Here is a 12,595-nt window from a genome sequence, read left to right as displayed (position 1 = left end):
CGAAAGTTTAGGAGAAAACAATGTCTAACGAAAACCAACAGCCTACCCCAGAAGTTGAGCAAAAACCAAGTTCAGACAAAGTCAGTCCATTCCTAAGCTCGCCACTGCCTCAAGGCACACCACAAGGTCAGCAACAATCATTACAACAAGGTCTTGCTTCGACACCTACAGGTTCAGTACCGAAATACAACTTGCCGCGTGGTGCCAATACAGGCAATGTCGGTGAAACCACACACTTTGGTTACCAAACCGTAAGCAGTGATGAAAAAGCACAAAAAGTTGCAGAAGTCTTCCATTCCGTGGCGAGCAAATACGACATCATGAATGACCTGATGTCATTTGGTATTCACCGTTTATGGAAACGCTTTGCGATCAATATGTCAGGCGTTCGTCGTGGTCAGCACGTGCTAGATATCGCTGGCGGTACGGGTGACTTAGCCAAAGTGTTTAGCCGTGAAGTTGGCCCTCAGGGACATGTTGTTCTTTCAGATATCAATGAATCAATGCTGAACGTTGGTCGTGACCGTCTAATTGATGCAGGTTGTACCAATGTTGATTTCGTACTGGCCAATGCAGAAACTTTAGAACCATTTGCGGATAATAGTTTTGATTTAGTGACAATCAGTTTTGGTTTACGTAACGTGACGGACAAAGATGCGGCTTTACAAGCGATGTACCGCGTACTTAAGCCAGGTGGTCGTTTATTGGTACTTGAGTTCTCAAAACCTGTTTTTGAACCATTTTCAAAACTCTACGATTTTTACTCATTCACCGCACTTCCGATCATGGGTAAATTGGTGGCAAATGATTCTGAAAGCTATAAATATCTTGCAGAATCAATTCGTATGCATCCAGACCAACGTACCCTCAAAGGCATGATGGAAAATGCAGGCTTCCAAAGCTGTGACTACCACAACTTAACAGGTGGTATTGTTGCAGTTCACCGCGGATTCAAATTGTAAGGCTTAAGATATGTGGTCGATTTTAGCACTTGGTGCAGTCGAACGTATCATTCATCAAATGATTGATTTGGATGCGATTACACGTATTCAACTCAATCAGCTACAAGGTCAACTATTGAGAGTTGTGATCGACAGTCCGCAACTTTCTGTTGATGTGTTTTTTGATGAAAATAAAGTTCGTCTCGAACCCACTGTCACAGGACAGAGTCAAACCGCTTCTATTTTTGAACAACGTCCTTTAGATCCTCAACATAAAATAGTCGATGCGACCGCAACTTTACATGTTGAAAACGTGGTGGCTTTAGTCAAATTGCTACTCAGCGACATGGATCAAATTGGCAATATTCCACTGGAAGGTGATTATCACTTATTGCAAGATATTCAACGGATCATGCAACAAGCCGAACCAGATCTGGCAGCACATTTATCCCCTTGGATTGGACCACAACTCGCACATGAGTTAGGGAAAATTCAGCTTGCGCCTCAACACATAAAACGCTCGTTGCAAAGTCATTTATTCTTTGTCGAAGATGCGCTCAAAGAAGATAGCGGTTTATTTGCTCCGCGTTGGCAAATGGATGATCTGAATCGAGAGACTCGTCAGCTCAATCAAGAATTAGATCGTTTAGAAGCAAAATTTCAGCAGTTACAATCTCAGTTTAATCCCACACAAGACTAGGTAAAATTTCATATGATTCCGCATATTACACGGTTACTTGAACTCTGGCGTATTGCAGCACATTACCGCCTTGATACCTTGTTCCCTGCGGAAGAATTACCAGTAAAAGCACGCCATGCATTAAATGTCATCAAAATGCACCCTGCTGCATGGTCTAGTCGAGAGAAAAAGAATCCACTTAAGCTCAAAGAAGCATTAGAAGATATGGGGCCGTTAGCGATTAAGCTCGGTCAATTACTTTCAACTCGCCGCGATTTAATTCCACCTGAAGTATTATCACAACTGGTGTTATTACAAGACCGCGTAAAACCCTATGACACACAACTGGCTAAGCAGCGTATTCAAGAGTCGCTAAAGGCGGATGTTGACACCTTATTCTTGCGTTTTGATGAGCAACCGCTCGCTGCTGCATCCATCGCCCAAGTGCATACCGCGGCGTTGCATGATGGTCGTGAAGTCGTGGTTAAAGTCACTCGCCCTGATATTCGCAGTCAAATCCTACAAGATTTTGAAATTTTAACATGGCTTGGTGATTGGCTAGAAAATCGTTTAGAAGCCGCTCGTGCCTTACATTTATCTGAAATTATTCAAGATTATCGCCAAATTATCTTAAATGAACTGGATCTAAGCTTAGAAGCAGACAATACCCGTCGTATGCGACACTACTTTACTGGCTCAAGCATGATGTATGTGCCTGAAGTCTATATGGACAGTAAAGATGTGATGGTGGCTGAACGTATCACCGGTGTTCCTATTTCAGATATCGCGACCTTTGATCGTCTTGGCATGGATCGCGCTGATTTGGCAGAAAAAGGCTTGACCATTTTCTTTACTCAAGTATTCCGTGACAACTTTTTCCACGCTGACATGCATCCGGGTAATGTCTTTGTTGAAACCATTAACCCAAGTAATCCGCGTTTTATTGCACTAGATTGTGCCATCATGGGCGAATTATCCAAGTCCGATCAAATGACGGTTGCGCGGATGCTACTTGCTGTCATGAACAGTAACTTCATGCAGTTGATTCAGATCGTGCATCAAGCAGGCTGGATTCCACCGGGCACTGATCAAGATGCATTATCAAGAGAAATGCGTCGTACTGTCGGTCCAATGGTGTCAAAACCAATGGATCAATTGGATTTCGCAGGCATTTTGATTCAGGTGATGGATATTGCACGTCGATTCCATTTGGAAATTCCACCACAACTGATGTTGTTGTTAAAGACGTTGGTTCATGTTGAAGGCTTGGGTACAGACCTTTACCCTCAACTCGATATCTGGAAATTGGCAAAACCTATTTTGACAGAGTGGGTCAAAGCCAACATGAATCCAGTAAAAAATGTCAAAGAGATTGGACAACAAATTCCTGATCTATTATTGGGCGCTCAGGATCTACCGAGTCTGCTGATTGATAGTCTCAATGGTTTAAAAAATCAATCTGCATGGCATGACAAACAGCTCAAAGAAATTCAACAAATGCGTTTACAAATGCAACAGCAACAACGTCGCAGCTGGATGTTTGGTAGCACCATGTTGATTATGCTGACGATTGCAATTATAAGCCCTTGGTTTATCTCAATTGTATTGATCGTTTTAAGCAGTCTACTAGCGCTTTGGCGTATGACTAAATAGTAGTTTTGGTATTTCACACTTAAATTATAAAACAATAATGTATAGACCTTTGATGATTTGGCATACAAGTTGCTACTTCATAATTATAAAAAATCAAAGGTGATTTTTTTAATTCACGGCCAATGATGCCCGTAGAACTGCTTGTCCATACATATGGATTGAGTTGTGAGGGCGTCATCATGATTTTGTATTGTCTTTTTTTGCACGCCCCTATCACACCGCTCACAAGCAAAAATAAAATATCAATCAGCATAGATCACCAAGCTGATGACCAAGAGATATCAAAATAGGGGTCTAACGATTATGTCACATTTCGTCAAATCAACATGTCTAACGATGTGTATGACTGCTGTCGTCTTATCGCTCAGCGGATGTGGGAAAAAACCAGAAACAGCAAAGGATGCCGTTTCAAACACAGCAACTGGCGCTGAAAAAACCAATCTTAAACTTGGATTTATTAAGCTGACAGATATGGTGCCTTTAGCAATTGCCCATGAAAAAGGCTATTTCCAAGATGAAGGATTAAATGTACAGCTTGAAGCACAATCTAACTGGAAAGTCTTGTATGACCGTGTTGCAGGCGGTGAGTTAGATGGCGCGCATATGCTCGCGGCGATGCCTCTTGGTGCAATGACAGGCATCACCGGTAATAAAGAAATCATTGCCCCATTTACCCTTTCTTATAATGGCGCAGCAATCACTGTTTCCAACACTGTTTGGCAACAAATGAAACCACAATTGAGTATGGAGAATGGCAAACCGAAGCACCCGATTAGTGCTGCATCCCTAAAAGGTGCGGCCGACCAATCCAAAGCATCTGGGAAGCCATTTAATTTAGGGATGACCTTTCCTGTAGGCACACATAACTACATGATGCGCTATTGGTTAGCTGCTGGAGGTGTCAATCCTGGTGTTTATGATGCTAACGACACCTCGGGCAATAAAGGTGCAGATGTCATGCTTTCAGTGGTTCCCCCTCCACAAATGGTTGCTACGATGGAGGCGGGTACAACCATGGGCTATTGCGTGGGTGAACCGTGGAACCAGCAAGCCGTGTTTAGAAAAATTGGAGTCCCTGTCGCCACCTCAGATCAAATGTGGAAAGATGGTGCAGACAAAGTATTTGGTATGACCAAAGACTTTGCAGAGAAAAATCCAACCACCACAGTTAAAGTTGTCAAAGCATTAATCCGTGCATCGTACTGGTTAGATCAAGACAACAATGCCAATCGTTCCGAAGCCGTCAAAATTATTTCAAGACCCAACTATGTGGGTGCGGATGAGGCGGTGATTGCCAACAGTATGACAGGAACATTTGAATTTGAAGCAGGTGATAAACGCCCTGTACCCAATTTTAATACCTTTTATAAAGGTCAATACGGCATTCCGTATTATTCAGATGCTGTCTGGTGGTTGACCCAAATGCGTCGTTGGGGACATATCCCAGAAACCAAGCCTGACCAATGGTATTTAGATATGGCGAAGAAAGCCTATCAACCAGAAATCTATGCACAAGCAGCAAAAGAACTCATTGCTGAAGGAAAAATGAAGGCTGAAGATTTCCCTGACTTTAGCACTGCGAGCTATATCAAAGCACCTGAAACCAGTGCACTGGATGGTGTGCGCTTTGATGCCAACCAGCCAAATGCATTCTTGGCATCCTTTAAAATTGGCCTGAAATAATTCTCTACCAACACGAGATAAGTGTCGCCATGACAAAGGCGCACTTATCTCGCCAAATCTAAATTGATGTTATAGGGGGAATTTTCATGAAAAAATTATCAGTAAAGACACGTCACACTATTCTCAGTATCGTCCTTCCGATTATTGCAATTCTTGCATTTCTCGCGGTGTGGCAAGGTGCATCTCAACAAATCCAAACCAATATCGGCAATCTACCCGGTCCCGTTGAAGTGTTGAATGCCTTTAAAGGGCTAATGTCCGAGTTTTCTAATCAGCGCGAAGCTGCTAAAACTTTTTATGCCAATTTACCAGAAGGATCAACCGCAATCTTTAGCGCGCCACCGACCTTTATTGATCAAATTCTGACGAGCTTAAAGACAGTTCTCACTGCATGTCTCATTTCTTCAATGATTGCGATCCCAGTCGGTTTACTTTGTGGGCTCAGTCCTAATTTTTATCGCGCTTTAAATCCACTGATTCAAATTTTTAAACCCATTAGCCCACTTGCTTGGCTACCCATCGTGAGCCTATTGGTGGCCTCTTTATATGTCCACCCAATCGAAGGGTTATCAAAATCATTTGTCATTTCTGCCATCACTGTTGCCATGTGCACCATTTGGCCTACCCTCATTAACACTATGGTCGGTGTGGGGCAAATTAGCCAAGATTTTATGAATGTCAGTAAAGTGCTGAATTTATCGTGGTATACCCATCTCACCAAAATTGTATTGCCAGCCATTATTCCGATGGTGTTTACAGGCTTACGCTTATCCGTCGGTGTCGGTTGGATGGTACTGATTGCAGCGGAAATGCTCGCTCAAAATCCGGGCTTGGGTAAATTTGTATGGGATGAGTTCCAAAATGGCAGCAGTCTCTCTACCTCACGAATTTTTGTCGCAGTCATTACCATTGGTCTTATTGGCTTCGCCCTCGATCGCATTATGCTCATGCTACAACGCCGTTTTAGCTGGGACAAATCACTTGCCACGCGCTAAGGAGTTCATTCATGAGTACAGCATATCTTTCTTTACAACATCTCGATATGGTGTTCGAAAAAGACAGTGGCGGAACCTTCACCGCTTTACAGGATATTCATCTAGACATTCATCAAGGCGAGTTTGTTTCATTAATTGGACATTCAGGTTGCGGTAAATCAACCGTTTTAAATATCGTTGCGGGATTATACCAAGCCACTCAAGGAGTGGTTCTACTCGATGGTAAAGAAGTCAACTCTCCAAGTAGTGATCGCGCTGTGGTCTTTCAAAATCACTCGTTACTGCCTTGGCTAAGCTGCTATGAAAATATTGAGCTTGCAGTGAATTCGGTATTCAAAACCACGATGACCAAAGCCGAACGCCATGACTGGATCATTCACAATCTTAATCAAGTCAATATGTTGCATGCTAAAGACAAATTACCCAATGAAATTTCAGGCGGCATGAAGCAACGTATCGGGATTGGGCGTGCCCTCGCCATGAAACCCAAGGTTTTATTGCTCGATGAACCGTTCGGTGCATTGGATTCCCTCACGCGCAGCAACCTACAAGATGCACTCATGCAAATTCAGGCTGAGCTGAATAACACCATGATCATGATCACACATGATGTGGATGAAGCAGTGCTACTATCTGATCGAATTGTGATGATGACCAATGGTCCTGCGGCAACCATCGGTGATATTTTAACAGTTGATCTGCCCCGACCACGTGATCGTCTCGCATTAGCTGAAGATGCGCAATTCAATCATTATCGAGGTGAAGTACTTGCTTTCTTGCATCATAAGCATAAACATGCTGAAGCTTAGTATCTACTGATTTAGATATGCCTGCATAATGCGTCTTTATGAGATGTGCCATGCAGGCTTTTTTGTAATGCGCGCTGTATCTATCTATTGCGAGACTTTGACTTCTCTATTAAAACCAGTACTATTCAAAAACGGCATCCTAACCAACCATAAGACAAAATTATTATTGAAATACAGAGATAACAACGCAACACGTTGATTTAAAAACACATGCATACAGCTCATTTTGCCATTATTGGTGCTGGTACTGCGGGACTAGCGACAGCCATTTTACTGGCTCGTGAAGGTCATCGAGTCACTATTTTTGAACAGGTGGATCAACTCTCTCCTGTCGGCGCAGGTTTACTGTTACAACCCGCGGGTTTAGCTGTGTTTGAACATCTTGGCATCCTTGATCAAGCTTTAAAGCTCGGTGCAAAAGTCACAGGTTTAGAAGGACAACTTGCCGATAAGCGTCTATTGGTAAATAGCCATTATCATCAAGCCGAAGCTCACCGTTTTGGTCTCGGCATTCATCGTGCCACTTTATGTCATGTCTTAACTGAAAAGTTGGCTGAATATTCCAGTCAAGTGACTTGGCGAATGAGCCATTGTATTGAAAAAATCCAAGAGCAACAAAACGAGGTTCGAGTATTGGGTTTATTCAAACAACACCGTTTTGACGACTGTTTTGACGTTGTATTGATTGCCAATGGTGCACGTAGCCAACTTCGCCCCAAAGCATGGGTTAAAATCGATAAGCCTTATCCTTGGGGTGCCGCATGGACAATCGTACCTGAATGTTTAAGCTTAAATCCTGAAATCCTACATCAGTTTTATGATCGCGCTAAAATTATGATGGGGATTCTTCCTACCGGTGCGATCCCATCAGCACCACAACAACGGCTTTCCAGTGTGTTTTGGAGCTTACCAACATCGCAACTACAATCGTTCCTAAAAGATGAATCTGCAAAACAACATTGGTTAAAACAAGTGGAGGAACGCTGGCCTGAAGTCGCAGAATGGCTCAAGCAGCTTTTATTAGGCCAGCAAAATCAACCGCAATGGCTATCAGCTCAATATCGTGATGTAGTGATGTCACAATTTGGACAAGGTCGAATTGGTGTGATTGGGGATGCAGCCCATGCCATGAGTCCACAACTCGGACAGGGTACCAATATGGCGCTGTTAGATGCGTGGGCTTTTTCGCAATCGCTACAAACTGCCAAGAAAAATCAGCAAATTGACTGGTCGATATTGTGGCAACACTATCATCTACAACGCAGCTCATCGACCCAGTTCTATCAATTTCTCAGCCGTTTGCTGACACCACTTTATCAGTCAGATCACTGGTGGGCGGGTGGTTTACGTGACTTGATTTTCCCGTGGATGTATCAAATCCCCTATTTCCGTAAAGAAATGGCAATCACCATTTCAGGCTTAAAAAAAGGACCTCTTCAACAAATGAGTTATCAGCAAATTGCTGAGTATCAACGCCATGAAAATCGTTTAATTACAAACAATCAATCCTTACCTGAATGTGAATAAAGAAATAAAGAGAGTTGAATTAAATATGAAAATTAGCCATTTAGACCACTTGGTTTTGACCGTCGCTAATATTGAAATCACCTGTCAGTTTTATCGATCAGCCCTGAATTTTGAAGTCATTACTTTTGCCGAAAACCGTAAAGCACTAAAATTTGGCAATCAAAAAATCAATCTGCATCAAGTGGGCAAAGCGTTTGAACCTAAGGCATTTCAACCAACTGCGGGTTCAGCCGATTTATGTTTTATTACGGAAACAGCACTCAATGAAGTGATTTCACACCTTCAGGCACAGCACATTGAAATCATTGAAGGTCCAATCGATAGAACAGGTGCGATGGGGAAAATTCTTTCGATTTATATTCGTGATCCAGATCAGAATTTGATTGAAATCTCGAACTATCTTTAACGTTCTATCTTCGACTTTTTACCCTATAAGCATAGCCAACCCTAGCCACAAACGCTACACTAACGGCTTTCCACCAAATGGATTTTCACTCATGTCAAACTGGTTAGATGAAGTTAAATTTGATTCCAATGGTCTTGTTCCTGCCATTGCGCAACATCATCAAACTGGTCGAGTGTTAATGGTTGCGTGGATGAATCGTGAGGCTTTACAACTAACTGCTGAAAAAAATCAGGCAGTGTATTACTCACGCTCACGTCAAAAGCTCTGGCACAAAGGCGAAGAATCAGGGCACTTCCAAACTGTGCATGAAATTCGTTTGGATTGCGATGCGGATGTAATTATTCTGCAAATTGAACAACATGGTGGAATCGCCTGCCACACAGGTCGTGAGTCTTGTTTCTATCGTAAGCTCACGTCACAAGGCTGGGAAGTTGTTGATGCTCAACTGAAAGATCCAACTGCTATTTACGGTGCATCTGCTAAAACAGAAACCCATACGCACAATCAAAATGAACAAGTCGATGTACTTGCTTATTTGGGTCGTTTGATGCAACAGCGTAAAACAGCCGAAGCAGATAATTCTTATATCGCCAGCCTGTATAAAAAAGGCATCAATAAAATATTAGAAAAAGTCGGTGAAGAAAGCGTCGAAAGCATTATTGCTGCCAAAGACTATGCTATCCAAGCCTCATTGGAAAACAAGCATGACCTGATTTATGAGGTTGCAGACTTATGGTTCCATAGTATTGTTATGCTTGGTTATTTCGACCTTGAACCACAAGAAGTATTGGATGAACTCGCTCGCCGTCAGGGGCTATCTGGCCTTGTTGAAAAAGCCAACCGTAGCAAAGAAGCGTAACGAGAGCCTGTGTCAACTATCGAAAAACCCAAAGCCACCTATGAGCAAGCGATTGCCATAGACAATGCTCGCCTAGGACAATCCTTTAAAGTGATTGCGTATGCTGGCACAGGTAAAACCACCACCTTACAAATGATCAGTGATGCCATGCCTGAACGGCGTGGTATGTACTTGGCGTTTAATAAAGCCATCGCATCTGAAGCGCAAAGCAAATTTCATGGCAATGTGAATTGCAGAACTTTTCACTCACTTGCTTTTCGTAGCGTACCGCGTGGTGTGACCGACAAATTACGCTTACCACGCCTAAGTCCAAGTTTTATTGCCAAAGAATATCGCCTACAGCCGATTACTCTTCGTCGTCTCATGGGCGGGCGTTATGAAAAATATGTGTTGATGCCAAGTCGTCTTGCAAGTCTCGTCGCGAATGCTGTCAGTTATTTTTGCTCGACCAGTTCACAATACCCGGCACCTCGCCATATCCAAGCACCCAGTTGGTTACACCAAGATGATATCGAAGCATTACAACAGCACCTTTACCCTGCGGTAGAACGTCGTTGGTTAGAATCAATTGATCAGAATCATCAAGCTGGTATTGGACATGATATTTATCTAAAGCTTTGGGCTCTATCAGAACCCAATATCCCTGCGGACTATGTCTTGTTTGATGAAGCTCAAGATGCTGACCCACTGATGCTTGGAATCTTGTTACGCCAGAAAAGTACACAAGTCATTTATGTTGGTGATGCACATCAACAAATCTATGCATGGCGTGGCGCCGTCAATGCAATGCAACAGATGCCATTACATGAAAGTCGTTTGACCACATCATTTCGTTTTGGTGAGGCAATTGCTGATGTAGCAAATTGCCTACTGGGTGCGCTAAACGAAACGGTTCCGCTGCTCGGCAATCCAAACATGAAATCAAGCGTGGTCAATAAACCACATACCAAAATGCGTGATGCGATTTTATGCCGTACCAATGCTAGAGCCATGGAATTATTACTGTCAGGTTTGGTACATGGAGATAAAGTCAGTCTACAAGCCGATCATCAGAAGCTGAGTCGTTTTGTTGATGCTGCCAGTTTGCTTAAACAAGGTAAACGCATCACCGATGTCCCTGAGCTGGCTTGGTTTAACTCTTGGCATGATGTACATGAATACTGCGAAACCAATGATGGCAGTGATATCAAACCGTTGGTTAAACTTGTCGATGATCATGGAACTGAACCGCTCAAAAGAGCTTTGGCAAAAATCACTCCAATTGAACAAGCGGACTATGTCATTTCAACCGCGCATAAAGCGAAAGGATTGGAGTGGAATCGCGTTCATATCGAAGATGATTACCAATTTAAAATAAATGGACTAGAACATAAAATTACAGATGAAGAATTAAGATTACTTTACGTGGCCTGTACTCGTGCTAAAGTAAGTTTAAATATCCATCATCTTTATGACTTAATACAACAATTAAAGCTAAAACAACGCGCTCCCTCAACTCTTCGTCAGTCCGCAGGTTAAAAGCGCACTTGACTCGGGTCTGTTTCGATTACCTACGCTTCATGCCTTGTTTATGTCGTTTTAGCTGATCAGGCAACGCTGGTTGAAGAAAACCATAGATCCCAAGGTGAGCATATGCAAATCGAATCGGTTCAATTTAAACATGTCGGTATGTTTCGTGATTTAAAACTTGAATTTTTTCCTGCACAACATCCGATCACTTTAATCTTGGGTGATCAAGCCACAGGCAAAACAACAGTTTTAAAAAATATCTATCACGCCCTATCTTGGTTCTCAGCACGCTATAAAGATATTCGGACGGCAGGTGTGGTGATTGCAGACCAAGACATCATGCTGACTCGATTACAAGCTAAAGTCCAAATCCAAGTCCAACTCAGCAGTGAGCTAAACAGCAACTTAACCGAGAGTAGCTCAGCACAAGCCATTAACACTCAGAGCTGTATCTGGAAGCTTTTTAAAACTTATAATAATCAAGGTGTTGGCATTAGCCAAGTAGAAACCCAACAACTCGATCAAATGGTAAGCTTATATCAAAAAACCAATCAACAAGACCCACTTTTTGGTTTACCTTTGATTGCCTATTATCCTGCTGAACGTTTTGTGCAAGAAATAAATTTACAAAGTAAAAATGTACCAGGCATCTTACAAAAAATGTCAGCCTATGACTTGACCGCCATCCCCTACACCACCTTTTCACGTTTCTTCGAATGGTTTAGGGAAATTAGTGATGTTGAAAATGCTCACTCGGCTCATATCGTCAGACGTTTGATGGGCAATGATTTTAACCAACAAAATCAATCTGAGATGTTGGAACAATTACAGCAGGAACTGGTGAATCACCCCAAACAACTGTCTGCACCCAACTTATACGCCCTTAAAAAAAGCTTAACCACTGTATTTCCAGAACTCAAAGATATCTACGTTCAATATGTGCCAAAGTTACAACTGATGGTTCGTTATCACGATCAGGTACTACCATTCCAGCAGCTATCAGCATCACAAAAGACATTGATCGCTCTCGTCGGGGATATTAGTCGCCGTCTCTGCTTACTCAACCAAAATTGTTTTGAACCCTGCTTAGAGGGTGAAGGCATTTTGTTGATTGATCAAATTGATACACAACTCGATCAAAATCTATGTGCTGAAATATTGGAGCGCTTACATCAAGCATTCCCGCGTCTGCAAATCATTGCCACAGGCAATCGTGATGAGTTACTTGAACACGCCTTGCATTATCAATGCTTACAACTCGATATGAAGGAAATTTTCCCGATCGACTTAGAACAGTCCCAACAGCAATTTTCTGAACTTTATAACGAATTATACCAACCCATAGAGCCAACTGAACCGCCCAATCCGAACTTACTAGAGGCAGCGACACCGTCCAATAAAGTGGATACATTATTTAATCAAATTCAAGAACTTGACCCACAAGAAAAAAGTGAGTTACTCAATTTATTAAGAATCGACGACACACCGCAACGAAGCTCTTCTTAATTACCAAAAAATCCAACCGCTCGGCATA

At 42.5% G+C, this 12,595-nt stretch carries 11 protein-coding genes; all 11 read left to right on the top strand.

Translation table 11 applies throughout. The features are described 5' to 3' along the window. Positions 1–20 precede the first annotated feature (20 nt). Positions 21–962 carry a bifunctional demethylmenaquinone methyltransferase/2-methoxy-6-polyprenyl-1,4-benzoquinol methylase UbiE gene (ubiE, locus tag HMPREF0023_RS12795; RefSeq protein WP_005083811.1) on the top strand — a complete coding sequence of 314 codons (942 nt, stop codon included), beginning with the start codon at positions 21–23 and terminating at the stop codon, positions 960–962. 10 nt (positions 963–972) lie between these two features. Beyond that, positions 973–1,641, top strand: a complete 669-nt coding sequence (locus HMPREF0023_RS12790; RefSeq protein WP_005083813.1) for a ubiquinone biosynthesis accessory factor UbiJ — start codon at positions 973–975, stop codon at positions 1,639–1,641. 12 nt (positions 1,642–1,653) lie between these two features. Continuing rightward, a complete protein-coding gene (locus HMPREF0023_RS12785) occupies positions 1,654–3,273 on the top strand; it encodes an ABC1 kinase family protein (protein ID WP_004637712.1) in 1,620 nt (539 codons plus the stop codon). 303 nt (positions 3,274–3,576) lie between these two features. Then, a complete protein-coding gene (locus tag HMPREF0023_RS12780) occupies positions 3,577–4,956 on the top strand; it encodes a CmpA/NrtA family ABC transporter substrate-binding protein (protein ID WP_017396560.1) in 1,380 nt (459 codons plus the stop codon). A gap of 86 nt (positions 4,957–5,042) precedes the next feature. After that, positions 5,043–5,951 (top strand): ABC transporter permease, encoded by a 909-nt coding sequence (locus HMPREF0023_RS12775; protein WP_008942292.1) that lies wholly within the window; start codon positions 5,043–5,045, stop codon positions 5,949–5,951. An 11-nt stretch (positions 5,952–5,962) separates the two neighbouring features. Then, positions 5,963–6,760: an ABC transporter ATP-binding protein gene (locus HMPREF0023_RS12770; RefSeq protein ID WP_004637708.1), complete on the top strand. Its 798-nt coding sequence runs from the start codon at positions 5,963–5,965 to the stop codon at positions 6,758–6,760. Positions 6,761–6,970: 210 nt separating this feature from the next. Beyond that, a complete protein-coding gene (locus tag HMPREF0023_RS12765) occupies positions 6,971–8,287 on the top strand; it encodes an FAD-dependent oxidoreductase (RefSeq protein WP_008942290.1) in 1,317 nt (438 codons plus the stop codon). Positions 8,288–8,312: 25 nt separating this feature from the next. After that, positions 8,313–8,693: a VOC family protein gene (locus HMPREF0023_RS12760; protein WP_017396561.1), complete on the top strand. Its 381-nt coding sequence runs from the start codon at positions 8,313–8,315 to the stop codon at positions 8,691–8,693. A gap of 91 nt (positions 8,694–8,784) precedes the next feature. Continuing rightward, positions 8,785–9,552 (top strand): bifunctional phosphoribosyl-AMP cyclohydrolase/phosphoribosyl-ATP diphosphatase HisIE, encoded by a 768-nt coding sequence (gene hisIE, locus HMPREF0023_RS12755; RefSeq protein ID WP_008942288.1) that lies wholly within the window; start codon positions 8,785–8,787, stop codon positions 9,550–9,552. Positions 9,553–9,561: 9 nt separating this feature from the next. Further along, entirely contained in the window at positions 9,562–11,070 is a 1,509-nt protein-coding gene (locus tag HMPREF0023_RS12750; RefSeq protein ID WP_005083827.1) for a UvrD-helicase domain-containing protein, read from the top strand. Positions 11,071–11,184: 114 nt separating this feature from the next. Continuing rightward, on the top strand, positions 11,185–12,567 hold the full coding sequence (locus HMPREF0023_RS12745) for an AAA family ATPase (protein WP_008942287.1): 1,383 nt from the start codon (positions 11,185–11,187) through the stop codon (positions 12,565–12,567). Positions 12,568–12,595: the final 28 nt, after the last annotated feature.

Source organism: Acinetobacter sp. ATCC 27244, from assembly GCF_000156555.1.
In the GTDB taxonomy this organism is placed as follows: domain Bacteria; phylum Pseudomonadota; class Gammaproteobacteria; order Pseudomonadales; family Moraxellaceae; genus Acinetobacter; species Acinetobacter haemolyticus.
The sequence above is the reverse complement of the archived record's forward strand: the minus strand, read 5'-3'. Positions and strand labels throughout refer to the sequence as shown.

Coding starts and splice junctions, on each gene's coding strand:
- ubiE (WP_005083811.1), top strand. CDS start 21: ATGTCTAACGAAAACCAACAGCCTACCCCAGAAGTTGAGCAAAAACCA.
- HMPREF0023_RS12790 (WP_005083813.1), top strand. CDS start 973: ATGTGGTCGATTTTAGCACTTGGTGCAGTCGAACGTATCATTCATCAA.
- HMPREF0023_RS12785 (WP_004637712.1), top strand. CDS start 1,654: ATGATTCCGCATATTACACGGTTACTTGAACTCTGGCGTATTGCAGCA.
- HMPREF0023_RS12780 (WP_017396560.1), top strand. CDS start 3,577: ATGTCACATTTCGTCAAATCAACATGTCTAACGATGTGTATGACTGCT.
- HMPREF0023_RS12775 (WP_008942292.1), top strand. CDS start 5,043: ATGAAAAAATTATCAGTAAAGACACGTCACACTATTCTCAGTATCGTC.
- HMPREF0023_RS12770 (WP_004637708.1), top strand. CDS start 5,963: ATGAGTACAGCATATCTTTCTTTACAACATCTCGATATGGTGTTCGAA.
- HMPREF0023_RS12765 (WP_008942290.1), top strand. CDS start 6,971: ATGCATACAGCTCATTTTGCCATTATTGGTGCTGGTACTGCGGGACTA.
- HMPREF0023_RS12760 (WP_017396561.1), top strand. CDS start 8,313: ATGAAAATTAGCCATTTAGACCACTTGGTTTTGACCGTCGCTAATATT.
- hisIE (WP_008942288.1), top strand. CDS start 8,785: ATGTCAAACTGGTTAGATGAAGTTAAATTTGATTCCAATGGTCTTGTT.
- HMPREF0023_RS12745 (WP_008942287.1), top strand. CDS start 11,185: ATGCAAATCGAATCGGTTCAATTTAAACATGTCGGTATGTTTCGTGAT.